Genomic DNA, 22,675 nt, shown 5'->3' with positions numbered 1-22,675 from the left:
GCCGCCATGACCTTTCCCTTGAAACTTACCCTGGTCGCCGCGCTGGTGCTGCTCGCGGCCTGTCGCAGTGAGCCGATTGCGTTCCACACTCTCACCCCGGTGCACTGGAATAACAGCACTCAGGCACAGGCCAGCGATATCCGCATTGAAAGCATCAGCGTGCCGCCCCAGGTCGACCGCGCACAAATCGTGATTCGCCAGGGCGACAGTGGCGTGGCGATCCTTGAAACCCAATGGTGGGCCGCAACCCTGGCCGATGAGCTGAAAAGCGCGCTGGTGGATCAACTGGCCAACAGTCACGCCCGGCAGCCCCTGTCGTTGCGCCTTGAAGTGCAGCGATTTGACTCGGCGCCGGGCCAATACGCGCTGCTCGATGTGCGCTGGCGCCTGCGGTCCACAAGCGGGGGAGATGCCGCACCGCTGACGTGCCGCACCACCTTGCAGACACCCGCAGGCCCGAGCATTGATGACTTGGTGGTGGCGCATCAGAACAACCTCAAGCGTTTTGCCGCGTTGGTCAGCAAAACCGCCGACACGTCGCTGAAAGCGTGCCCGACTGCGCCGTAGCGAGACAGTCAGACCAGTGTGGGAGCTGGCTTGCCTGCGATAGCATCACCTAAGTTTGACTGATAGACCGAGGTGCCTGCATCGCAGGCAAGCCAGCTCCCACATAAGCCAGTTCCCACACACACCAGCTCCTACAGGAAAGCTGGCCCATTATCAGGCCAGCAGCCCCATCGACTTGGCACGGGCCACCGCTTGAGTCCGGCGCTCTACACCCAGCTTACTGTTGATATGGCTGGCGTGGGTTTTCACCGTGTGCAGGGAGATAAACAACTGATTGCTGATTTCCTGGTTCGAACACCCCTGGGCGATCAGTTGCAGCACCGCCAGTTCGCGGACGCTGAGGGTTTCCTGGCCGGACGGTACTTGGGCGTCAGCTACAACCGGTAACAGCACCAACAAACTCTGGTTCAGCAAGCCATGAGCCTCCCGGCCAAGCTGCTCACGCATCCAGTCCGGATAACTCTCCAGCAGCCGCTGAAAGGGTTGCAACGCCCCACCGGCGCCCGCCTCAAGGGCGCGGGCCAATACTTGCCGGGCCTGGTCTTGCTGCCCACACTCCAGCAGCAACTGCACCTGCTGGGTCAAGGCCATTAGGGCAATCATTTGCCGCCCACTGTTATGCGCTTGCTGAGCCAGCTCCTCGAGGCGTTGCAACGCGGCGGCCGGCTGATGACGGGTGGCGTCCAGCGCAGCCTGTTGCAGCTCGATATGTTGTGGTAAGTGCGGGTGAAATTCCGGCGCTGCTGCTGCGTGTTCACCGTTGTAGGTTTGCCCCAGCCGGGTCAACCAGGCATCTGCCAAGTCAGTGCGGCCTTGAGCCAGCCACAGCTCGCATTTGATCAGGGTGATCATCGCCAGGTAGTAGATCGGCGGCACATCCCAGATGTGCATCAAGCGCTCAGCTTCGGCAAGCTCGGCAAACGCTGTGGGAAAGTCCCCACGGCGCCCTTCAAAGCTGGCAATTACACAATGCCCGATCAGCACGCTGATATCCCGGCAGGCGCGGGCTTCGTTCAGACCCGCGCGTAAACGGACAAGGCCGGCCTCGGGCTGATAGCGCACCAGCAGCAGATAGCCCTCGTACAGCGACAACCGCGCGCGCACCGCGTACAGCCGCTGCGGCGCCAAGCCATGCAGACGTTGCAGCCCCTGGCGCACTTCGTCCAGGGAACGCAGGATTTCGCCCCGCGCCTGCAACACCCGCGCGCGATCGTAATGGGCCAACGCCTCGAACAGCGGGTTACCGACGCGCTGCGCCAGCTCCAGGGATTCGCGATTCAGGCCACGGGCACGCCACAGGTCGGCATCGACGATTGCCAGGTTTGAGAGGGTCGACAGGCACATCAGGCGCTGGCCGTAACGTTTTTGCGGCAAGCTTTCCAACGCCTCGCTGCAGTAGCGCAGGGTCAACTCACGATCGCCTCGGCCTCGAGCGATAATCCCGCTCAGCGCCAGCCACTGTGCCAGCATCGACTTTTGCGCAGTGGCCGACGGTGCCGGCAGGAAGCGGCTGAGGTAGCCAGACAGTTCTTCGGCCGCATCCAGTTGGCAGGCCAGCCCCAATGCCCAACTGTAGAGCACGATCAAACGCGGCGTGCTGATCAGCAGGCTGTCGGGCAAGTCCATCTTCCAGCGCAGCAGCATGCCGACGTTCTGTTCGGCCAGCAGTTGCTCCTCCGACAGGTTCTGCACCAGGTTCGCCGCCACATCCAGGTGGCCGGCGCGCAACGCCTGTTCCACCGCTTCATCGATCAAGCCCTGGGTGTTGAACCAGCGGCAGGCACGCAGGTGCAGGCTGGCAATCGGCACGGTGGCACTGCTCGCACGACGGGTACGCAGCAGGTCGGAAAACAGATGGTGGTAGCGATACCAGTGGCCCTGCTCATCGAGCGGCACCAGAAACACTTGGTGGGCCTGTAAATAACCGAGGATATGCGCGCTGTCGTGGGCTTCGCGCACGGCGTCGCACAGCTCACTGCAAAAACGATCCTGAGGCGCAGTGTCGTAGAGGAAGGCTTGAACTTCTGCTGGCAGGCAATCAATGACTTCTTCGAGCAAGTAGTCGCGGATCAGCCCTTCGCCACCGTGCAAATGTTGTGGCAACGCGGCCTCATTGCCGGCTTCGGAAAGGGCCAGCAACCAGAAGCGCAGGCCAGCCACCCAGCCCTCGCTGCGACGGATCAGGTTGTCCAGGGCTTCGCCGCGCAACGAGCTGCTGTGCCTGTCGAGTACGGCCAGCGATTCGTCGTGGGTCAGGCGCAGGTCTTGTTCGTGCAGCTCCAGCAGGTGGCGCGAGAGTCGCAGCCGCGCCAGGTGCCAGTCCGGGCGCTGGCGGCTGGTGACCAAAACCAGCAGCCCATCGGGTAAATGATTGAGGAAAAATTGCAGGCAGCGGTCCAGCACCGGGCCCTGGGCCAGATGGTAGTCATCCAGCACCAGCAGCAAGGGCGCGCGCGTGGACAGGTGCAGCGTCAGCTCGTCGAGCAAGCCGTCGAGCCATTCTTCAAAGGCAAAGGGTTGGTGACGCTGACGCATTTTCAGCAAACCCAGGGATTGGGCGCCGAGTTGCGGGAAATATTGCTGCAAGCCGTCGAGCAAGCGCTCAAGGAAGCGGCCGGGGTCGTTATCTCGCGGGCTCAGGCCCAGCCACAGGCTTTGCCAATGCGCCGGCAGGCTCTGACAAAACTCCACCGCCAACGAACTCTTGCCGAACCCGGCTGGGGCACTCACCAGCAACAGTCGCCCTGCAAGACCCGCGCTCAAGCGTTCGCACAGGCGCGGGCGCAGCACATAGCCATCAGGTAAAGGCGGCCTGTAGAAACGCGCTTCCAGGGTCGGAATCACCGCGCTTGCAGGGCCTTGGATTCGGGACAGATCAGTCATCGCCGGGCTCTTGTAGAAGGCTGTTGTCGGCATTGCAGATGTCCGCAGACTAGCGGTAAAAGCGGCGGGTTTGTAGATCTTTGCGACATTTGCCTGAAAAAGAACTGCGACAAAAAATATCCCCGCATAAAAAAGCCCCGAACCAGTCGGGGCTTCACGCTGAGGGTGCGGCCTCAGTTAAAACAACTTAGCGAACCCCATCCTGGCGCAAGGCCGCCGGGGAGAAGTCTGCGGTGGAAGCGGTGAAACCGAAGTCATAGGCCTGCTTCTCTTCGTTCTTCATGCCCAGGGCCAGGTAGCGGCCGGACTGCAGGTCGTAGAGGGTTTCGATGGCGTACCACGGCACTTGCTTGTCGTAGTAGTTCTCGGCATGGGCTTCGGCGACGCGCCACAGTTGGCCACGACCGTCATAGTGGTCGATGACCGCCGCTTGCCAGGTGTCTTCGTCGATGAAGAAATCACGCTTGGCATAGATGTGGCGCTGGCCTTCCTTCAGGGTCGCAACCACATGCCAGACGCGGCGCAGCTCGTAGCGAGCCAGGTCCTGGTTGATGTGGCCGGCCTTGATGATGTCGGCGTACTTGAGCTTCGGATCGTCGATCTTGTAGCTGTTGGAGGCAATGTAGATTTCTTTCTTGCCTTCGAGCTTCCAGTCGTAGCGATCCGGGGCACCGTTGTACATGTCGAGGTTGTCGGAGGTACGCAGGCCATCGGCGGCGGTACCTGGCCCGTCATAGGAGACTTGCGGCGCCCGGCGCACACGGCGCTGGCCGGCGTTGTAGACCCACGCCGAACGCGGCTCTTTCACCTGGTCCAGGGTTTCGTGCACCAGCAGCACGCCACCGGCCAGACGCGCCGGTGCAGTCACTTGCTGCTTGAAGTAGAACAGCACGTTGCCCGGGTTTTTCGGGTCGTAGTCCTTCATTTTGTCGCGGAACACGAACTGATCGCGGAAGTACACCAGGCTGAACGAGCCATTGGTTTGCGGCGTGGCCTGGGTTACCAGGCGGGTCACGCTGCCACCGCGATAGCGGGTGATGTGGTTCCAGATGACTTCCACGCCGCTTTTGGGAATCGGGAACGGAATCGCGGTTTCGAAGTTTTCCAGGCCGTTGCCGCCGGACACCAGGTTGGTGCTGGTGGCGTTCTTCTTGATCGAGGCAAACACATCGGCCGGCACGGTAGCGCCGCGATGGGTCGGGTAGACCGGCATCTTGAAAGTGTCCGGGTAGCGCTTGAACATCGCGTACTGCCCCGGCGCCAACTTGTCTTTGTACTGCTCGACGTTCTGCGCGGTGATGGTGAACTGCGGCTGTTCGCTGGCATACGGGTTGGCCAGGAAGCCACGGGCATCCACGGCGCCGGCGTTGGTAGGCAGCGGCGACCATTTAGGAATGGTGCCGGCCGCGTTACCGGCCATTTCAGCGCCCATCGGCGTCAGGGTCGTGCCCAACTTGGCGGCTTCATCCGCCGAGACTGCCGCCATGACGTTGCTCGCCAGGATCGACAGCCCAAGCACACCCACGTGCAACAGACTTTTAGTTATTTTCATGTTCTGGTTCTTCCTGAAAACAGACTGCTTAAAGAGGTTGTGCTTAGAAGTTCACGCCGGCGCTCAGCGCGATGAAGTCACGGTCATCCACGGTGGTGAACTTGCCACCAAAGAAGTTGGTGTAGTTGAGGCTGACGGTGTAGGTGTTCTGGTACTCGGCATCCACACCCAGGCTGACGGCCTTGCGACCTTCTTCAAAGTTGCCGCCAGGGCCAGGCGAATAACCTTTGACGTCATGGGACCAGGCGACGTTGGGCTTGAGGTTCACACCGGCAAACACATCCGGGTATTCCCAAATGGCCCGGGCGCGATAACCCCAGGACGTGGCGGTGGTGTAGCCGTCGTTGTTGCAATTGGTGTTCAGGCCGGACGCATTGGGCAGGCCTGCGCCGTTGGCTGTCGAATTGTTAAGCGCATTGCAGAAGCCGCCGGGTAGCGTGCCAGGGCCGAAGACCGGATCACGGCCATAACGTGCCTGGTTTTTGCTCTCCAGGCCGCCCACATGGGTCACGCCGATTTCGCCCACGGTTGTCAGGCGAGAAGCGCCCATGACCTGGTCGAAGAAGTGCGTGAAGGTGGTCTGGAACTGGGTCACTTCCTTACGGTTGTAGCCGTGCAGGTCCTGGCCCGGTGTGCCCTTGAGCACCGATGCATTGCCAAAGCCCGGAATCGGCGTGACGCCCGCGTACAGGATATCGGTGGTGCTCAGTTGCACCGGCGCGTTTGGCCGGTAGCTCAATTCACCACTCCAGGCGGTGCCGGTAGGCAGCGTGGTGGAGAAGCTCAAGCCGTAGAGGCGGATATCTTCCGGGTACTCAACAAAGTACTGGGAGCTGCCTGCCACGATCAACGGACGCAAAGCCGCCAGCGGCCCCAGCGGACGGGTGTAGGCCGAGTTTGGCGCGCCGGTGGCGCTGAAGATCGGCGCACGGCTGTGATAGTTCATGAAGTACGCACCGAACTCCGTGTCCAGCGGCTCGAAGTTGTAGTGCATGGCCACGCCGAACTGGCCGCTGTCGCGTGCATCACGGTCACCGCCGCGACGTACCAGCACACCTTCGTTGTTCACGTCCACGCCCAGGGCGTTAAGGGTGGGCAAGGCCGCGCCAGGGATGGTGGAGCGCTTGTTCAGCACCCGCAGGTTATTGCTGCAACCATCCGAGATGACGTCCGGCTGGGAGAAGAATGTGCCGCAGTTGTCGGTGACGGTCTGGTCCCACTCCAGCTGATAAAACGCTTCGGCCGAGAGGTTATCGGTCAGCGTCTGCGAGACGTAGAACATGTTGACCGGAATCAAGCCTTCCTTGATCTCGGCGCCCGGACGACGGAACGCGGACACGTCGATCGGGTTAATGGAGTTGATACCGCCACCAATGAAGGTGCTTTCACCCCAGCTCACCACCTGCTTGCCAAACCGCACGTTACCCGGCTGATCGGCGATGGTGTAGTTGTGGTAGATGAAGGCATCGAGGATCTGCCCACCGGAAGACTTGGCGCCCTCTTTGCGGTTGTTGTTGCTGACGTTCTTGAAGTCCAGGTCTTCGTTTTGCAGCGCGAAGTCATACCAGTACTTGCCACGCACAAAGATGCCGGTGTCGCCATATTTCAACTCAAGGTCATGGATACCCTTGAAGATCTTCGAGAAGGAATCGCCCTTGTCGAAGTTCAAGTGGCCGTCATCGGAGGTCTGCGACAACCCCCTGCCACCGTTGTTGGCACCGATCAGGTCTTTATTGCGACCGGCAGTCGACCAGCTCGCCCCCACCGACAGGGATGAGTCGAAGCTGCCTTCGATTTCACCGATGTTGAAACTGACGCCGAATGCGGGCCCGGCGAGCGTAGAAGCGAGACTGACGGCCAGGGGCAGTCTTGCCCGGCGCCAGAACTGGTTTACTGAGGTCATCGACGCTACTCCATGTGCATTATTGTTATGGCAGTGAGTTCTTTCTTCTGGATGCATGTAACGGCCGGAATACAACGATCCCAATGCCGAACGGCAACCGGGCCCCCATGGCCCGCAGCGCAACATCCGTGAAAAACTCTGAGTGGGACTATAGCCAGCAGGGGGTAGCGCTTGATCCCTCTAAAGTGTGATTTGCATCACCAACCTGTCTGCCACAACCCTTTCGCCACGCCGACGAAGGCCGGCGCGGGAAGGATGGCTGAAAATTCTGAAATCACAAGTGAAGCCGCGAGTTAGAGCATTGCCGCGCCCGAACGGGCGCGGCGAAGGGGGTCAGAGCGTGGACAGGAACGTACTGTTGTTGGCCTGCCACTCGATGATGTCAACGCGGATACGTTTTTTGTCGAGTTTGCCGACACTGGTCTTGGGAATTTCAGTAACAACGGCGATCTGGCTTGGAATCGCCCACTTGCTCAAGTGCCCCAACTCCACGAACGGCTTGAGGTGCTCCTTAAGCTCTCGGGCACCTATCACATGGCCATCACGCACCACCAGCAACGCAAACGGGCGCTCGCCCCATTGCGGGTCGGCGATGCCCACCACCGCTACTTCGCGTACCGCCGGGTGACGGCTGACCAGATCTTCGAGGGCCAATGACGAAATCCACTCGCCGCCGGTCTTGATCACGTCCTTGATGCGGTCGCGAATATCGATCACGCCAAACGCGTCCAGGGTGGCCACGTCACCGGTGTGCATCCATCCGCCTTCCCACAGTTCGGCGCCCTTTTGCGGCTCATTGAAATAACCTTCACTGAGCCACGGCGCACGCAGCACCAGTTCACCCTGGGACTCGCCGTCGGCGGGCAAAAAGTTGCCGTCGCCGTCGATAATTGCCGCTTCCACCAACGGCCCGGGCACGCCGGCCTTGATGCGGTAGGTGGTGCGCTCGTCTTCGGTGCCGGCCATCAACTCTTCGTTGAGATGGGCGCAGGACACCAGCGGCCCGGTTTCGGACATGCCATACGCGGCCGTCAGCTGAATGCCCCGCGCCTTGGACGCTTCATACAACGTGCGGTTGAGCGCGCTGCCGCCGATGACGATTTTCCAGCCGCCAAAATCCACGTTTTGGGCGGCCTTGGCGTTGAGCACCATTTGCAGGATGGTCGGCACACAGTGGGAGAAGGTGACCTTTTCTTTGCGCCACAGCTCCACCAGGTATTCCGGGTCGTAACGGCCGGGGTAGACCTGCTTCAAACCGAGCATGGTTGCCACATACGGCAAGCCCCAGGCGTGGACGTGGAACATCGGTGTGATCGGCATGTACACGTCGTTGGTGCCCAGCAGGCGCACGCTGTCGACACTGCCCATGATGGTGGCCACGCCCATGGTGTGCAGCACCAACTGGCGATGGGTGAAGTACACACCCTTGGGGTTGCCGGTGGTGCCGGTGGTGTAGAAGGTGGTGGCGACGGAGTTTTCGTCGAAGTCCTGGAAGTCGTACTTGGGGCTGGCGGCCGCCAGCAGGGTTTCGTACTCGCCGACCAGGTTCGGCAACTCGGCAGTCTTGGCGTCAGCGTCGGTGAGCAGCAAGGTCTTGTCGACGGTGGTCAGGTGCCCGGCAATCGCCTGGTAGAGCCCCACGAACTCGCTGTTGACCAGCACAAAGCGGTCCTCGGCGTGATTCATGGTGTAGAGAATCTGTTCCGGCGACAGGCGCACGTTGATGGTGTGGATCACCGCGCCGATCATCGGGATGGCGAACATGCACTCCAGGTAACGGTGGCTGTCCCAGTCCATCACTGCCACGGTGTCACCGGCCTTGACCCCGGCTTGGGTCAGCACATTGGCCAGGCGCGCGACCCGCTCGATCAGGGTTGGGTAGGTGTAACGCAGCTTGTCGCGGTAGATGATTTCCCGGGTCTTCTCGTAACGCGCCCCGGACATCAACAGGCGTTTGATCAACAACGGGTATTGGTAAGCGCCTTCGGCGGGCGGGATAACACGGGTCTGCAACATACGAATCCCTTATCTGACTGCACGGTCTTGGCTAAGACCTGCACTGTAGAGCGCTAATGTTTCAGCCAAATCAGCCAAAGGAATGATTTGCAGCGGCCAATGAATGCTAGCTTTGCGCCACTACTGGAGCCTTATAGCGATTCCCTGTGGGAGCTGGCTTGCCTGCGATAGCGTCGCCTCGGTGCAACTGATACACCGAGGCGCCTGCATCGCGGGCAAGCCCGGCTCCCACAGTGGCCGTGTGTTACCCGTGTGGCTTTATTTCATGCTGGTAAACGCCAACTTCACACCAATGGCAATCAGCACCGCGCCCATGGTCCGATCAAACCAATGCCCCATCCGCGCAAACCCGGCGCGCACGCGCTGCTGGCTGAACAGCATGGCCACCAGGCAGAACCACAACGCCGTCGCCACTGCCAGGTACACGCCATAACCGGCCTGGATCGCCAGTGGCGTGTGCGGGTTGATCACCACCGTGAACAGCGACAGGAAGAACAGCGTGGCCTTCGGGTTCAAACCATTGGTGACAAACCCTGCGGTAAACGCCCCGCGTGGGGTGCGCGCGCCGACTTCACGGTGCAACTCGCCCTCGGCGGGCGGCTTGGCCGGCTGCGCGCGCAAAGCCTTGAAGCCGATGTACAGCAGGTACGCAGCGGCGGCCCACTTCAGCGCGTTGAACAGCACAATGGACTGCGACACGATCAAGCCGATGCCGAGCAGCGAGTACCCCACGTGCAGGAAAATCGCCGAACCCACGCCCAATGCGGTCCAGGTGCCGGCGCGACGGCCATGGGTAACACTTTCACGCACCACCACGGCGAAATCCGGGCCGGGGCTGGCCACTGCCAACAAGTGAATCAGGGCTACGGTCAAAAACTCGGCGACGTACATGCTCACTCCATTAAGTAACTGATTATTTCATCTGATAGGCTCGGCAGATTACGCCTTCGAACCTCGTCGCAAAAGGTACAGTTGAGAATGAACAATCGCCGCGCCGTCTTCCTTGATCACCCGTCCCTGGACCTGGGCGACCTCGACCTCAGCGAGCTGCGCAACAGCTTCAGTGATTTGCAGCTGTTCACCGACACCACGCCACAGAATGTGCTTGAACGCGTGCAAGGCGCCCAGGTGGTGATCAGTAACAAGATCCCCCTCAACGCGCAAACCCTGGCGGCCTGCCCTGAGCTCAAGCTGATCCTGGTGTCGGCCACCGGCACCAACAACATCGACCTCGACGCCGCCCGCGCACACGGCATTACCGTGAGTAATTGCCACGGCTACGGCACGCCATCGGTGGCGCAACACACGATCATGCTGCTGCTCAACCTGGCGACGCGTCTGAAGGACTATCAACAGGATGTAACGGCAGGCAAATGGCAACAGGCCAAGCAGTTCTGCCTGCTGGACTACCCGATTGTCGAGCTGGAAGGCAAAACCCTCGGCCTGCTCGGCCATGGTGAACTGGGCGGCGCGGTGGCACGCCTGGCCGAAGCTTTTGGCATGCGCGTGGTGCTCGGCGCCATTCCCGGGCGCCCTGCCCGCGCCGACCGCGTGCCGCTGGATGAGCTGCTCGCACAGGTCGACGCGCTGACCTTGCACTGCCCGCTCAATGAACACACTCGCGACTTTATCGGCACCCGTGAACTGGCACTGCTCAAGCCGGGCGCGTTTATCGTCAACACCGCGCGTGGTGGTTTGATCAACGAACAGGCGCTGGCAGATGCCTTGCGCAGCGGCCATTTGGGCGGCGCGGCCACCGACGTGCTGAGCGTGGAACCACCCGTGAATGGCAACCCGTTGCTGGCCGGCGACATTCCCCGCTTGATCGTCACCCCGCACAACGCCTGGGGCAGTCGCGAAGCGCGCCAGCGTATCGTCGGCCAACTGGCCGAAAACGCCCGAGGCTTTTTCAGCGGTGCCCCGCTGCGCGTCGTCAGTTGATAAACTGCGCCCCTTTTCAAGGAGCAGACTATGGATCCGCGCAGTGAAGTACTGCTTCGTCAGGCCGAACTTTTTCAAGGCAACCTGCTGCTGGTAGGCTTGCCCGCTGACGACTTGCTCGGCCGACTGCCCAATGCCCACGGCTGGAGCTGGCATGCCGGCGATCAGGCCGCACTGGATGCGCGCTTTCCCGAGCGCAGCCAGTTCGGCGTGAACGTGCCCGAACGCGGGTTTGATGCGGCAGTGATTTTCCTTCCAAAATCCAAAGACCTCACCGACTACCTGCTCAACGCCGTGGCCGCACGCTTGCCCGGCGCCGAGCTGTTTTTGGTCGGGGAGAAAAAGGGCGGCATCGAAAGTGCCGCCAAGCAGATGATTCCGTACGGCAAGCCGCGCAAGCTCGACAACGCGCGGCATTGCCAGCTGTGGCAAGTCACCGTGGCCAACGCCCCGCAAGCGGTCGAGCTGGAAAGCCTGGCGCAAGTCTTCGAGGTGCCGCTGGCCGAAGGGCCGCTGAAGGTGGTGAGCCTGCCCGGCGTGTTCAGCCATGGCCGCCTGGATCGCGGCACCGAGCTGCTGCTGGAGCACCTGGATAAGCTACCGAGCGGGCATCTGCTCGACTTTGGTTGCGGCGCCGGCGTGCTCGGGGCTGCGGTCAAGCGCCGTTACCCGCATAACAGCGTGACGATGCTCGATGTGGACGCCTTCGCCGCCGCCAGCAGCCGCCTGACTCTGGCGGCCAACGGTCTGGAAGCCGAGGTGTTGACCGGTGACGGTATCGACGCCGCGCCGATGGGTTTGAACGCGATTTTAAGCAACCCGCCGTTCCATGTCGGTGTACATACGGATTATTTCGCTACGGAAAACCTGCTGCGAAAAGCGGCGAAACACCTGGCAAAAGGTGGCGAACTTCGCTTGGTCGCCAACAGTTTCCTCAAGTATCAACCGCTGATCGAAGAGCACTTGGGCGTGTGTGCGATCAAGGCCGAGGGCAATGGTTTTCGCATTTACCGTGCCAAACGCGGCTGAGGGCGATTTGAAAAAGAACGCTTGCCGAATGGGTTTTGCCTAGGCAGAATCCGCTCCGTCCTAGGGGAGTAGTCTCCCACGAGCGCCATGCTCGTCCGGCATACGTCAACATACTTGGTCAACAGACCATGGCGTATGCGACCCAGGAGTCCGCACAGACGGACCGGGGTTTGACAAGACCTATGACACGCACACCTTACCCGGGGCGGGAAGGCTGTACGTGTCATAGCCGTGTCGGCCCGCCCCTGGAAACCTACCTGATGCTGGATTCATTACTCGTTCCTACCGCAATCGTTGCCTTGGCCGAAATCGGCGACAAGACGCAACTGCTCGCGCTCATCCTTGCCGCACGCTTTCGCAAACCCTGGCCGATCATCGCCGGCATTGTCGCCGCGACCCTGGCCAACCATGCGGCCGCCGGTGCCGTGGGGGCCTGGTTCGGCAGTTTCTTCTCGGATGCGGTGTTGCACTGGATCCTCGCAGCGAGCTTCTGTGCCACCGCGCTGTGGACTTTGGTGCCGGACAAACTCGACGATGACGAAGCCAGTACCACGCGCAAGTTCGGGCCGTTCCTGACCACGCTGATTGCGTTCTTCCTCGCCGAAATCGGTGACAAGACCCAGATCGCCACGGTGATGCTGGCGGCGCAGTACCCGGAGTTGTGGCTGGTGATTATCGGCACCACGCTGGGCATGCTGATTGCCAACGTGCCGGTGGTATTGGCGGGGAATTTTGCGGCGGAAAAACTGCCGCTGACCTTGATTCGTCGACTGGCGGCTACGGCGTTTTTCGTCCTGGCGGTGGTGGCGGTGTACAAGGCCATGCAAAGCAGCGGCTGGATCTAAACTCGATGTAAACCTGTGGGAGCTGGCTTGCCTGCGATGGCATCACCTCGGTACACCTTACAAACCGAGTCGCCTGCATCGCGGGCAAGCCCGGCTCCCACACTGGACCGCGTTAACTCAGGACTTTTTGGCCTGCTGGTACAGCGGCATCACCTTCGGAATCGCCGCCTGCAACGAGGCGATTCGGCTGTCGGAGGCCGGGTGAGTGCTCATGAACTCCGGTGTCCCGCCCTGGGAAGCCTTGGCCATCTTGTTCCACAAGGTGATCGCGGCATTCGGGTTGTAGCCGGCGCGGGCCGAAAGCTCCAGGCCGATCAAGTCGGCTTCATTCTCGTTGCCGCGACTGTTGGGCAACGTCAGGCCGTATTTAACGGCAGCATCACCAATCGCCATACTGTCTTGGCCCAACCCCAACAAGGCTGAGGCGCCCTGCTTGGCCATTTCGATACCGTACGCTTTGGACATGGCCTCACGACTGTGCTCGCGCAAGGCGTGGGCGATTTCATGCCCCATCACCGCCGCCAACTCGTCATCGGTCAATTTGAGGTCGTCGATCAGCGCGCTGTATACGAATATCTTGCCGCCTGGCCCGCAGTTAGCGTTGATCTCGTCGCTTTTGATCAGGTTCACTTCCCATTGCCACTGCGCCGCGTCCGGGCGGAACGCCGGTACTTGCACGATCAAACGCTTGGCAATCGCCTGCACGCGCTTGGCGTTGGCACTCGTCTTGTCGACGACACCTTTGCTGCTCGCCTCGCCCAAGGTCTTTTGATAGGACTGGGCATACATCTGGTCGACTTCCTGACTCGACAACAGGCTGTACATATATTGCTTGCGCTCAACGCCAACGGCACCGCCACTGGTGGTGTTGACCACCTGGCAACCGGCCAGCAGCATCGCTGCACTGAGTACACTTACCACCAATGACTTTTTCATGACGCTCTCCCTGAAATCCTGGCGCGTATCCTAGGCGGTCATGTGTATCTGCGCCAGATACACACGACGTGTAACCACTAACTTTCAGATACATCCCACACACCCACAGCGGCGGCGAACTGCCCGTTTGCGACATCTCGCACTATTTCGCCCGCCAAGCCTTAAGCCTCCAGTGCCCATGGCCGATACAAAAAGGCAGCCCACCTGCCCTGCGCCTGGAGCCTCCATGAAATTCAAGTCGATTCAGTTTTCTGTCGCCGCACTGACCGGGGCCATCGTGCTGAGTGTGGTCGCAGTGCTGGTGCTCTATGCAGTGTTTGCCGGTGCCCGCACCCAGGAGCTGGTGCAGGAGCGCACCCAGGCGCAATTTGATCAGATCATCGAGCAGCGCCTCACCGCTTTGGCGCAAACCCAGGCCACGCTGATTCAGCGCGAACTGGAGGCACCACTGGTGACCGCCAAAGGCCTGGCCACCGCCAATGCCCTGCTGGCGATGAAAGACGCCAAGGGCGAACCCGCGCTGCAGGTCGGCCGCGAGCAATTGATCAACCTGCTGCATGAAACCGTGGTGCGCAACCCGAAAATCCTCGGCGCCTACATCGGCTGGGAGCCCAATGCCATCGACCATAACGACGCTGCCTACGTGAACACCGCGATTGTCGGCATGGGCACCGACGGCCGTTTCCTGCCGTGGTGGTACCGCAACGCCGATGGCAGCCTGGGCCTGGATAAGCTCGCTGACGTCAACGATCAGAAGATCCTGTCCACCGGCGTGCGCGCCAGTGAGTACTACCTGTGCTCCAAAGAGAGCAAGAAGCCCTGCGCCATTGACCCGGCGCCTTATAAAGTCGGGAATGCGATGGTGATGCTCGCCTCGTTTATCGAACCGATCATGGTCGACGGCACGTTCCAGGGCATCGTCGGCGCCGACCTGTCGGTGAACTTCATCCAGGACATGCTCACCCGCGCCGACCAGAACCTGTACAACGGCGCCGGCGAACTGGCGCTGATCTCCAGCAACGGTCGCCTGGTGGCCTATACCAAGGACGCCAGCAAGCTTGGCGAAAAAGCCAGCGACCTGCTCGACAGCAACGAACTGGCCAACCTCGGCCAGTTGAAAGTCGGCGAAGTGCGCTACGACATCGACAAGGAGCACGGGCATATCGAGCTGTTCCTGCCCTTCAACATCGGCCAGGCCGAAGCGCGCTGGACCTTGATGCTGCAACTGCCGCTGAGTGCGGTAATGGCCGACTCGCAGAAGCTGCAAAGCGACCTGCAAGCCCAGCGCAAGACCGACACCTTCGGTATGGCCATGGTCGGCCTGTTGATCGCCGGTATCGGTTTGCTGGTGATCTGGCTGGTGGGCCATGGCATCGCCCGCCCGCTCAAGCAAATGGTGGCCATGCTCAACGATATCGCCCAGGGCGAAGGCGACCTTACCCGCCGCCTCACCAGTGATCGTTCCGATGAGCTGGGCGCGATTGCCAACGGCTTTAATACCTTCCTGATCAAGTTGCAGGGCATGATCACTCAGGTCGTGAGTTCGGTGCAGAAGGTCAGCGACTCGTCGGAACACACCGCCGACATCGCGATTCGCACCAACCAGGGCGTGCATAAACAGATGGTCGAGATCGACCAGGTGGCCACCGCTGTGCACGAAATGACCGCCACTGCGCAAGACGTGGCACGCAACGCCACCCAGGCCGCGCAAGCCGCCAGCCATGCCGACCAGGCCGCAAGCCAAGGCATGCGTATTGTGCGCGACACGTCCACTTCCATCGGCGCGCTGGCTGAAGAAATCGGCAAGGCGGTCGGCGTGGTGCAAACCCTGGCCAAGGACAGCGAAAATATCAACGCGATCCTCACGGCGATTCGCGGGATTGCCGAGCAGACCAACCTGCTGGCGCTCAACGCCGCCATCGAAGCGGCCCGCGCCGGTGAGCAAGGGCGTGGCTTTGCGGTGGTGGCCGATGAGGTGCGCAACCTGGCGCAGAAAACCCAAAAAGCCACCGAAGAAATCCAGACCATGATCCAGCAGCTGCAACAAGGCACGCGGGATGTGGTTCGGGTGATGGAAGACAGCCAGCACCGTACCGACGAAAGCGTGCAGCACGCGGCGAAGGCGGCCGAAGCGCTGGAGACCATTACCCAGGCGGTGTCGGTGATCAACGACATGAACACACAGATCGCCAGCGCGGCCGAAGAGCAGAGCGCCGTGGCCGAGGACATCAATCGCAATGTGATCAATATCGGCCAGGTGGCCAATGAGGTGGCGGGCGGTGCGGATGAGTCCAGCGCAGCGAGTGCGGACCTGACCAAGTTGGCGGAGCAGCAGCGGCGATTGATCAATCAGTTCAAGGTTTAAGGTTTTCGTAGGTTTTAAGGCTGCTATCGCAGGCAAGCCAGCTCCCACATGTTGAATGTATTCACAAATTCAAATGTGGGAGCTGGCTTGCCTGCGATGAGGCCAGCAAAGCCAACCTCAACCTGGGGTCAGACACTCCGGCCCATTCAACTTCGGATCATTGACCATATTGGCCAACACCCGCTCGCGCAACGCGGCAGGCTCGCTGGCCAACAAGCCCTGCAACACGTGCAGCGGCGTCTCAGGATTCAACCACGCCTCTTGCCCTGCCGCATCCAGAATCAACGGCCGCCGCTGACTCTGTGCGGCCTGGGTCACCACCGCCGTACTCAGCCACACCTGCTCCTGCACCGGATACGCTTCCCAGATCGCCGCAAAAAACAGTGTCGAGCCTTCACCCGGCGTCAGCCAATACGGGCGTTTGCGCTGGGTGCCGCGCCATTCGTAGAAACCGTTGGCCGGCAGCAAACAGCGGCGCTGGCGCAAGGCTTCGCGAAACATCGGTTGTTCGGCCAGGGTTTCGGCGCGCGCGTGGGCTGGCGTGCGCGAAAGGTCGGTGAGCCACGGTGGCGTGAGGCCCCAGCGCGCACGGGCCAGGGTGCGCTGACCTTCGCTCAGGCGCTGGATCAGCACCGAATCATTCGGGGAGATGTTCCACTGAGCCTGCTGGTCGGCCGGGAAGCCCGGCAAGGCAGCAAAGGAAGGGTTCCAGCGAAACAGGGCATAACGTCCACACATGGGGCAACACGACTCTTGGGGTAAACCGACCGACAGCCTAACAGACCAACACGTCGGGGAAGCTGTCGGGTTCATCGCCGGGCATGGGTTGCGCGCCGTTATAGGCCGTAATCAATTCGCGGGCGTAGGCGGCCTGGTCGTTGTCGACTTCCAGGCCCAACAGGCCGAAGATCGGCAACTCGCCGGTCCCACCGAGCAAATGGCGCCCCACCAGGTGCGCCTCGATGCCTTCACTGGCAAGCATCTGTTGCAGCAGCTCGCCCTCCATCAGGTTTTCCGGTTCGTAGATTCGCTGCATGGGGTGTACCTGTTACTCGTTTTCGCTGCGCACGTTCAGCATCCATTCGTCATCATGCACCTGTAGCTCGAAAGTAATGGGCCGGCAGCACACCGGGCAATCCTCTATATATTGCTGATCGCCTCCCGACAGGTCCAGCAACGCCGTGACCACCTCTCCACAATAAGGACATTCGTACGACTCCTCTTCCATCGCGGTCTCCCAGGTGACTTGTGCGTATAATCGCCGGTCTATTTACAGGGCTATTCACGGCAGAGCCAATATTGCGGCCGCACCCTGATATTTCCTTTACTTACCCTAGCCGTTTCTAACAAGAGAGCATGATGGGCGAATTCGATACCATCCGACCTTACAACGACAGCGAAGTCCCGGCCGTGCTGGCGCGCCTGTTCAGTGACAAGGCCTTTCTGGACATCCTGACTCACTTTCGCTTCCCGCGCTTTGCCGGCGCCCTGGGCTGGCTGCTCAAGCCGATGATCGCCCGCAAACTGCGCCGTGAATTTGCCGGCGTCACCACCGTGGCCACGCTGCAGGACAAAGTCGAGTACTACGTCGATCACACCATAGATCGGGCGACCGACGGCGTGACTTATACCGGCGTCGAGCAGCTCAAGTCCGGCACCGCCTATCTGTTTCTGGCCAACCACCGCGATATCGTGATGGACCCGGCCTTCGTCAACTATGCCGTGTACCACGCCGGCCTGCCGACGCCACGCATCGCCATCGGCGACAACCTGCTGCAAAAGCCGTTTGTCAGCGACCTGATGCGCCTGAACAAGAGCTTTATCGTGCACCGCTCGATCACCGGGCGAAAGGAGAAGATGGCGGCGTATAACCTGCTGTCGGCCTATATCAACCATTCGATCCGCAACGACTGCCAGTCGATCTGGATCGCCCAGGCCGAAGGGCGGGCCAAGGACGGGGATGATCGCACCGAGTCGGCGATCCTCAAGATGTTCCACGTCAGCCGCAAGGACGAGCCGTTTGCAGAGGTGATCCAGTCGCTGAACCTGACGCCGGTGTCGATCAGCTATGAATACGACCCATGCGACAGCGCCAAGGCCCGCGAGCTTTACATCCGCGCCACCACCGGCACCTACAGCAAGGCGCCAGGTGAAGACGATGTGAGCATTGCGCTGGGCATTACCGGCTACAAGGGCCGCGTGCACGTGAACTTCGCACCGCCGATCACCGAACGCTTTGAAGACACCAAACTGTTGGCCGTAGAAATGGACCGCCAGATTCTCGGCGGTTATCGCCTGTTCCCGGTGCATTACCTGGCGTATGCGCAGTGGAGCGACGCCGACCCGCAATTGCAGGTGCCGGCGGCAGCCGAGGTGTTCCCGGCCGATGAGCTGGCCAAGGCCAAAGCGGAGTGGGAACGGCGCTTGAATGAATGCCCGGTGGAACACCGGCCGTACTTGGTGACGCAGTATGCGACGCCGGTGAGGAATCAATACCGGGTCAAGGCCGGGATTCCTCTGTAAATACCAAACCAAAATGTGGGAGCGGGCTTGCCCGCGATGGCGGCGTGTCAGAACCGAATCTATCGACTGGCACACTGCTATCGCGGGCAAGCCAGCTCCCACATTGGTCTTTCGGTGGTTTTAGAGGTGGGTGCTGAGCCAGGACACGGCCAGCGCCAGGCCGAGGCAGGCAAACCCGACGCGGTAAGCCAGGCGATGCGACCGTTCGGTACGCACATCCAGAAACAACATCGGTTGGTCGATCGCGCGGTCTTCGCTTTGGGCGGTCAGGTCGGCCAGCGCTCGCTGCTCGCGCAGGCGGGTAATGAACAGCAGCGCTGCACCCGGGCAGGCCACCAATAAAGCCACAGCATTGATCAGCAGTGCGGGCAGCGCCATCGCAAACCTCGGTAGACGAGTGTCTTGGTATCAATTCAGATACAAACCTGAATGATATTGGCCTCCTGCCGCTGAAACGTTCCGTCCCCCATGTACGGTTAATGTATCCAGTAATTTACAGCGTCACCTGAACGTCACCTTAACAAGCCACTCTGTTGCCCTTCGAACGCTTGGGAGCTTGTCATGCTGCACGCACAAAACCAGGATCGGCTGTACCTGATGGCCCAGAACGATGAACAGGAAGCGCTGGTCGGCGGCCTCGCATTCAACGTCCAGGACCGCCACTGGCTGGTGTATTGCGCGCTCGGCGGGCACCAGCATGCCGACCTGCCGGAGCTGGACCTGCTCACTGGCGTGAGTGTGCTGGACTTTTATGTCGAAACGGCTGCATGAAGGCTACAGGCATAAAAAAACCGGGCTCATTGCTGAGCCCGGCGATGGGGGCGTTGCGCGCCCGCCTGACGGTTACTGCGCGTTGAGAAGCGAACCGATGCTCGGGTCTTTGAACAAGCGCGTCAGGGCATCACTCAACACGTCGCTGACCAGCTTGGTGTTGGTTTCCTGGTTCGGCGACATACCGAAGCGCTGGTTCAGGGACGCGCCGTAGCGGCCACTGTAGCGGCGTGTGCCGGCACTGACGTCGGACTTGAAGGTCGCGCCGATGGAGGCTTCCGTCACATACAGGCCTTCTTTGGGCGACTGGTACTTCAGCTCAGCCAGGGTGATGGTCAACTGCGGCGCGCCCGGCGAGTTGGCCGGGGTGAAGCCCAGCAGGCGCACGGCGGCTTCAGCCTGGGCTTGCAGCTTGGGCAGCACGTCCTGGCCTTGTACAGAAATCAGCGCGGTCTCAGGGTACAGACCACCACGGGAACCCAGGGTTGGCGAAGGACGACCATCTACCACGCGCACCGATACCGGCTGGCCGTGGCCGACAGGCGCCAGTTGCGCCGTGACTTTAGGTTGCGGGCTGAGTTGTTGCGGGCTGTTGGCGCAGCCAACCAGGGTCAAACTGGTCACAGTGATCAAACCGAACAACAGGCGTTGCAACATACTCATTTCTCCAGGACTAGGTGCAAACAGGCCGCCAGTATAACGGCGCATGTGGGCCACTCACCAGCCATCCTGAACGGCAGCTGAAGGCGGGCTGAAATTACAATTTCGCATAATTTCGTCACTCCACTGTCATGGCACACTGGCAACCTTCAAGCATGTAACGTAACAGGTACAAAGCCATGCGCCTTCTTAAATCATTGTTCATGTCCCACCCCCGCCATCGCCACTACGCACGGCTCGATGCCAATGGCCATTGCGTGGCGTTCAAGCAGTGCAGCCTGCCACCCGTGGGCGAGGGCTGGGTGGAAGTCACGGAGACACATCTGGGCTGGATGCACCGCCCACTGCCAATGAACGCCCGAATCAGCCCACGGGTTGCCCACACGCACTCGCGGCACGCACTGGCTTCCTGAACGCCCTAATAAAAGTCACAAAACACGCCCATTTCCCTGGCGTTCTTCGCTACAATCTCCCCCCGATTATAAGGACGTCTCCTGATCGGGCCTCGCAGCATCGTTAATGCCTCGGTATTAACCCCCCAATCGCCCACAGAGAGCCGCCCACACAGATCGAGTGAAGCTGGCGCGCTTGCTGTTTTCTTTGCAAACCACCCCTCTTTACCGAATCTGCCAGAGCTGCCATTGCGCTCGGCCACTTGAGTTGTTTGCCCGTCTTGCCGCGTGTCGGCAGGGGTTTACGGGCCAGGTGCCAGGCTGGGGCAGCCCTTTTTTGAGGTTCACGTCTTCAAAAGAGCGTGAAAAAAACGGGTTTTCACAACTTCACAAGAGTGTGGCGAGCAAATGAATAGTTTGGCGTTTGTACAAGCACCATCAGCGTCTGGAACAGCCCAACCACACAGGACCGAGTACTCCTCAAACACCGGAGCTTGAGCCTGTCCGCTACGGTTTGATTGCACAAATCGCACGCTTTGACCATAAGTCGAATTGCCACAGGCGCCCATGAATGCGTTCATAGGCAGATTAGCCTGGCAGGAAGCGTGTGCTGAAGTTGCAAAGAATTGCGAAACGGACATGGCGATCCTGGCCATGGGTAACCTGGGGCAACACGTGAACCGCCCCGTCACTCCTGGCAGCCATGCCGTCAATTTGGTGCTGCAGATTTTGGAGACGCGTTAAATGGCGCATAACGAAGCAGTCGACGTAGTACTGGTAGGGGCCGGCATCATGAGTGCCACCCTGGCCGTATTGCTCAAAGAGCTCGACCCCGGCCTCAAGCTGGAAGTCGTTGAGCTGATGGATTCGGGTGCCGCGGAGAGTTCCAACCCGTGGAACAACGCCGGCACCGGCCACGCCGGGCTGTGTGAGCTGAACTACACGCCGCAGGCTGGCGACGGCTCCATCGACATCAAGAAAGCCGTGCACATCAACACCCAGTTCGAGGTGTCGAAGCAGTTCTGGGCGTACCTGACCAAAAAGGGCACCTTTGGCTCGTCCAAGTCCTTTATCAGCCCGGTGCCGCACCTGAGCTTCGTGCAAGGCGACAAAGGCGTGTCTTTCCTCAAGAAACGCTTTGAAACCCTCAGCCAGCACCATGCGTTCTCGGACATGCATTACACCGAAGACCGCAATGAGATGGCCGAGTGGATGCCGCTGATGATGCCGGGCCGCCCGCTCGACGAAAAAATCGCGGCCACCCGCGTGATGAACGGCACCGACGTCAATTTCGGCGCCCTGACCAACCAACTGCTGTCGCACCTGACCAGCGCACCGGATGCCCAGGTCAAGTACAGCAAGCGCGTTACCGGCCTCAAGCGCAATGGCGCGGGCTGGACCGTGAGCATCAAGGACGTCAACAGCGGCAACACCCGCGAAGTCGACGCCAAGTTCGTGTTCCTCGGCGCCGGTGGCGCGGCCCTGCCGCTGCTGCAAGCTTCGGGCATCGAAGAAAGCAAAGGCTTCGGCGGCTTCCCGGTCAGTGGCCAGTGGCTGCGTTGCGACAACCCGGAAGTGGTCAAGCACCACCAGGCCAAGGTCTACAGCCAGGCCGCCGTGGGCTCGCCGCCGATGTCCGTGCCGCACCTGGACACCCGCGTGGTCGATGGCCAGAAATCCCTGCTGTTCGGGCCATACGCCGGCTTCACCACCAAGTTCCTCAAGCACGGCTCGTTCCTCGACCTGCCGCTGTCGGTTCGCGCCGGCAATATCGGCCCGATGCTGGCGGTCGCTCGCGACAACATGGACCTGACCAAATACCTGGTCAGCGAAGTGATGCAGTCCATGGAGCAGCGCCTGGAATCACTGCGTCGCTTCTACCCGCAAGCCAAAGCCGAAGACTGGCGCCTGGAAGTGGCCGGACAACGGGTGCAGATCATCAAGAAAGACCCGAAAAAAGGCGGCGTGCTGCAATTTGGCACCGAGCTGGTCGCGGCCAAAGACGGCTCGCTGGCGGCCCTGCTGGGCGCGTCCCCAGGCGCTTCGGTGACGGTTTCGATCATGCTGGAACTGATCGAGCGCTGCTTCCCGGCCAAGGCTGCTGGTGAGTGGGCGGCCAAGCTGCACGAGATCTTCCCGGCGAGGGAAAAAGTGCTGGAGACGGACGCTGAGCTGTATCGCAAGATCAATGCGCAGAACAACATCAGCCTGGAGCTGGTTGCGCAAAGCAACGAGGCTGAAAGCTTCGCTTGAGGTCTTGACGCGGAGCGTCAGTGGAGGCATTCCCACGCG

20 protein-coding genes and 1 riboswitch are annotated in these 22,675 nt (G+C 60.7%); of the genes, 9 read left to right on the top strand and 11 right to left on the bottom strand.

The annotated features are described in order from the left end of the window. The first annotated feature begins 6 nt into the window (after positions 1-6). Positions 7-567, top strand: coding sequence for a PqiC family protein (locus HBO23_RS01385; RefSeq protein ID WP_170036283.1), 561 nt, complete (start codon positions 7-9; stop codon positions 565-567). A gap of 153 nt (positions 568-720) precedes the next feature. Here the strand turns inward: HBO23_RS01385 and HBO23_RS01380 are convergent, their stop codons facing one another. The 5 genes from HBO23_RS01380 to HBO23_RS01360 all read right to left on the bottom strand — a co-directional run bounded on the left by HBO23_RS01380 (position 721) and on the right by HBO23_RS01360 (position 9,812). After that, entirely contained in the window at positions 721-3,450 is a 2,730-nt protein-coding gene (locus tag HBO23_RS01380) for a LuxR C-terminal-related transcriptional regulator (RefSeq protein WP_170036281.1), read from the bottom strand. A gap of 187 nt (positions 3,451-3,637) precedes the next feature. After that, on the bottom strand, positions 3,638-5,002 hold the full coding sequence (locus HBO23_RS01375; protein WP_017138204.1) for a DUF1329 domain-containing protein: 1,365 nt from the start codon (positions 5,000-5,002) through the stop codon (positions 3,638-3,640). Between the two features lie 43 nt (positions 5,003-5,045). After that, positions 5,046-6,905: a DUF1302 domain-containing protein gene (locus HBO23_RS01370; protein ID WP_017138205.1), complete on the bottom strand. Its 1,860-nt coding sequence runs from the start codon at positions 6,903-6,905 to the stop codon at positions 5,046-5,048. A 333-nt stretch (positions 6,906-7,238) separates the two neighbouring features. Next, the gene (locus HBO23_RS01365; protein ID WP_017138206.1) at positions 7,239-8,921 is read right to left on the bottom strand and encodes a fatty acid--CoA ligase; all 1,683 of its coding nucleotides are present in this window, start codon (positions 8,919-8,921) and stop codon (positions 7,239-7,241) included. Between the two features lie 258 nt (positions 8,922-9,179). Next, positions 9,180-9,812, bottom strand: coding sequence for a LysE family transporter (locus tag HBO23_RS01360; RefSeq protein WP_017138207.1), 633 nt, complete (start codon positions 9,810-9,812; stop codon positions 9,180-9,182). An 87-nt stretch (positions 9,813-9,899) separates the two neighbouring features. On the opposite strand from HBO23_RS01360, the gene HBO23_RS01355 reads away from it, so the two are divergent. From HBO23_RS01355 to HBO23_RS01345, 3 genes are all read left to right on the top strand, one after another. Continuing rightward, entirely contained in the window at positions 9,900-10,862 is a 963-nt protein-coding gene (locus HBO23_RS01355; protein WP_138449571.1) for a 2-hydroxyacid dehydrogenase, read from the top strand. 30 nt (positions 10,863-10,892) lie between these two features. Beyond that, positions 10,893-11,891, top strand: a complete 999-nt coding sequence (locus tag HBO23_RS01350; protein WP_017138209.1) for a class I SAM-dependent methyltransferase — start codon at positions 10,893-10,895, stop codon at positions 11,889-11,891. Between the two features lie 51 nt (positions 11,892-11,942). Next, a riboswitch (yybP-ykoY riboswitch) is annotated at positions 11,943-12,062 on the top strand. Between the two features lie 89 nt (positions 12,063-12,151). Continuing rightward, positions 12,152-12,736, top strand: a complete 585-nt coding sequence (locus tag HBO23_RS01345) for a TMEM165/GDT1 family protein (RefSeq protein ID WP_016974259.1) — start codon at positions 12,152-12,154, stop codon at positions 12,734-12,736. A 117-nt stretch (positions 12,737-12,853) separates the two neighbouring features. Here the strand turns inward: HBO23_RS01345 and HBO23_RS01340 are convergent, their stop codons facing one another. After that, positions 12,854-13,672, bottom strand: coding sequence for a M48 family metallopeptidase (locus tag HBO23_RS01340; RefSeq protein WP_017138210.1), 819 nt, complete (start codon positions 13,670-13,672; stop codon positions 12,854-12,856). A gap of 226 nt (positions 13,673-13,898) precedes the next feature. On the opposite strand from HBO23_RS01340, the gene HBO23_RS01335 reads away from it, so the two are divergent. Next, entirely contained in the window at positions 13,899-16,037 is a 2,139-nt protein-coding gene (locus tag HBO23_RS01335; protein WP_170036279.1) for a methyl-accepting chemotaxis protein, read from the top strand. Positions 16,038-16,154: 117 nt separating this feature from the next. Here the strand turns inward: HBO23_RS01335 and HBO23_RS01330 are convergent, their stop codons facing one another. The 3 genes from HBO23_RS01330 to HBO23_RS01320 are packed head-to-tail and all read right to left on the bottom strand — an operon-like array spanning position 16,155 to position 17,265. Continuing rightward, positions 16,155-16,775 (bottom strand): SOS response-associated peptidase, encoded by a 621-nt coding sequence (locus HBO23_RS01330; RefSeq protein WP_056859005.1) that lies wholly within the window; start codon positions 16,773-16,775, stop codon positions 16,155-16,157. Between the two features lie 37 nt (positions 16,776-16,812). Further along, positions 16,813-17,073 carry a DUF2007 domain-containing protein gene (locus tag HBO23_RS01325; RefSeq protein ID WP_017138212.1) on the bottom strand — a complete coding sequence of 87 codons (261 nt, stop codon included), beginning with the start codon at positions 17,071-17,073 and terminating at the stop codon, positions 16,813-16,815. Positions 17,074-17,085: 12 nt separating this feature from the next. Next, positions 17,086-17,265 carry a CPXCG motif-containing cysteine-rich protein gene (locus tag HBO23_RS01320; RefSeq protein WP_017138213.1) on the bottom strand — a complete coding sequence of 60 codons (180 nt, stop codon included), beginning with the start codon at positions 17,263-17,265 and terminating at the stop codon, positions 17,086-17,088. A gap of 131 nt (positions 17,266-17,396) precedes the next feature. On the opposite strand from HBO23_RS01320, the gene HBO23_RS01315 reads away from it, so the two are divergent. Next, complete coding sequence (locus tag HBO23_RS01315) at positions 17,397-18,560, top strand: 1-acyl-sn-glycerol-3-phosphate acyltransferase (protein WP_026013785.1); 1,164 nt, start codon at positions 17,397-17,399, stop codon at positions 18,558-18,560. A 120-nt stretch (positions 18,561-18,680) separates the two neighbouring features. Here HBO23_RS01315 and HBO23_RS01310 read toward each other — a convergent pair whose 3' ends face one another. After that, the gene (locus HBO23_RS01310) at positions 18,681-18,938 is read right to left on the bottom strand and encodes a hypothetical protein (protein ID WP_017138215.1); all 258 of its coding nucleotides are present in this window, start codon (positions 18,936-18,938) and stop codon (positions 18,681-18,683) included. A gap of 183 nt (positions 18,939-19,121) precedes the next feature. Here HBO23_RS01310 and HBO23_RS01305 point away from each other — a divergent pair, with 183 nt between their 5' ends. Then, positions 19,122-19,331, top strand: coding sequence for a hypothetical protein (locus HBO23_RS01305; RefSeq protein ID WP_056859008.1), 210 nt, complete (start codon positions 19,122-19,124; stop codon positions 19,329-19,331). Between the two features lie 72 nt (positions 19,332-19,403). Here HBO23_RS01305 and HBO23_RS01300 read toward each other — a convergent pair whose 3' ends face one another. Beyond that, entirely contained in the window at positions 19,404-19,988 is a 585-nt protein-coding gene (locus HBO23_RS01300) for a YajG family lipoprotein (RefSeq protein ID WP_017138217.1), read from the bottom strand. Between the two features lie 182 nt (positions 19,989-20,170). Here HBO23_RS01300 and HBO23_RS01295 point away from each other — a divergent pair, with 182 nt between their 5' ends. Both HBO23_RS01295 and mqo read left to right on the top strand, forming a co-directional pair. Continuing rightward, the gene (locus HBO23_RS01295) at positions 20,171-20,404 is read left to right on the top strand and encodes a hypothetical protein (protein ID WP_017138218.1); all 234 of its coding nucleotides are present in this window, start codon (positions 20,171-20,173) and stop codon (positions 20,402-20,404) included. A gap of 723 nt (positions 20,405-21,127) precedes the next feature. Then, complete coding sequence (gene mqo, locus HBO23_RS01290) at positions 21,128-22,636, top strand: malate dehydrogenase (quinone) (RefSeq protein WP_138451634.1); 1,509 nt, start codon at positions 21,128-21,130, stop codon at positions 22,634-22,636. The last annotated feature ends 39 nt before the right edge of the window (positions 22,637-22,675 follow it).

The organism is Pseudomonas sp. WS 5532 (assembly GCF_012985445.1).
GTDB classification, from domain to species: domain Bacteria; phylum Pseudomonadota; class Gammaproteobacteria; order Pseudomonadales; family Pseudomonadaceae; genus Aquipseudomonas; species Aquipseudomonas edaphica.
Note: the sequence above shows the minus strand (reverse complement) of the source record. Positions and strands in the feature narration are given on the sequence as shown.

Bases quoted from the DNA above. Each gene is read 5' to 3' on its own strand.
- HBO23_RS01385 (WP_170036283.1), top strand. From the start codon at position 7: ATGACCTTTCCCTTGAAACTTACCCTGGTCGCCGCGCTGGTGCTGCTC.
- HBO23_RS01380 (WP_170036281.1), bottom strand. From the start codon at position 3,450: ATGACTGATCTGTCCCGAATCCAAGGCCCTGCAAGCGCGGTGATTCCG.
- HBO23_RS01375 (WP_017138204.1), bottom strand. From the start codon at position 5,002: ATGAAAATAACTAAAAGTCTGTTGCACGTGGGTGTGCTTGGGCTGTCG.
- HBO23_RS01370 (WP_017138205.1), bottom strand. From the start codon at position 6,905: ATGACCTCAGTAAACCAGTTCTGGCGCCGGGCAAGACTGCCCCTGGCC.
- HBO23_RS01365 (WP_017138206.1), bottom strand. From the start codon at position 8,921: ATGTTGCAGACCCGTGTTATCCCGCCCGCCGAAGGCGCTTACCAATAC.
- HBO23_RS01360 (WP_017138207.1), bottom strand. From the start codon at position 9,812: ATGTACGTCGCCGAGTTTTTGACCGTAGCCCTGATTCACTTGTTGGCA.
- HBO23_RS01355 (WP_138449571.1), top strand. From the start codon at position 9,900: ATGAACAATCGCCGCGCCGTCTTCCTTGATCACCCGTCCCTGGACCTG.
- HBO23_RS01350 (WP_017138209.1), top strand. From the start codon at position 10,893: ATGGATCCGCGCAGTGAAGTACTGCTTCGTCAGGCCGAACTTTTTCAA.
- HBO23_RS01345 (WP_016974259.1), top strand. From the start codon at position 12,152: ATGCTGGATTCATTACTCGTTCCTACCGCAATCGTTGCCTTGGCCGAA.
- HBO23_RS01340 (WP_017138210.1), bottom strand. From the start codon at position 13,672: ATGAAAAAGTCATTGGTGGTAAGTGTACTCAGTGCAGCGATGCTGCTG.
- HBO23_RS01335 (WP_170036279.1), top strand. From the start codon at position 13,899: ATGAAATTCAAGTCGATTCAGTTTTCTGTCGCCGCACTGACCGGGGCC.
- HBO23_RS01330 (WP_056859005.1), bottom strand. From the start codon at position 16,775: ATGTGTGGACGTTATGCCCTGTTTCGCTGGAACCCTTCCTTTGCTGCC.
- HBO23_RS01325 (WP_017138212.1), bottom strand. From the start codon at position 17,073: ATGCAGCGAATCTACGAACCGGAAAACCTGATGGAGGGCGAGCTGCTG.
- HBO23_RS01320 (WP_017138213.1), bottom strand. From the start codon at position 17,265: ATGGAAGAGGAGTCGTACGAATGTCCTTATTGTGGAGAGGTGGTCACG.
- HBO23_RS01315 (WP_026013785.1), top strand. From the start codon at position 17,397: ATGGGCGAATTCGATACCATCCGACCTTACAACGACAGCGAAGTCCCG.
- HBO23_RS01310 (WP_017138215.1), bottom strand. From the start codon at position 18,938: ATGGCGCTGCCCGCACTGCTGATCAATGCTGTGGCTTTATTGGTGGCC.
- HBO23_RS01305 (WP_056859008.1), top strand. From the start codon at position 19,122: ATGCTGCACGCACAAAACCAGGATCGGCTGTACCTGATGGCCCAGAAC.
- HBO23_RS01300 (WP_017138217.1), bottom strand. From the start codon at position 19,988: ATGTTGCAACGCCTGTTGTTCGGTTTGATCACTGTGACCAGTTTGACC.
- HBO23_RS01295 (WP_017138218.1), top strand. From the start codon at position 20,171: ATGCGCCTTCTTAAATCATTGTTCATGTCCCACCCCCGCCATCGCCAC.
- mqo (WP_138451634.1), top strand. From the start codon at position 21,128: ATGGCGCATAACGAAGCAGTCGACGTAGTACTGGTAGGGGCCGGCATC.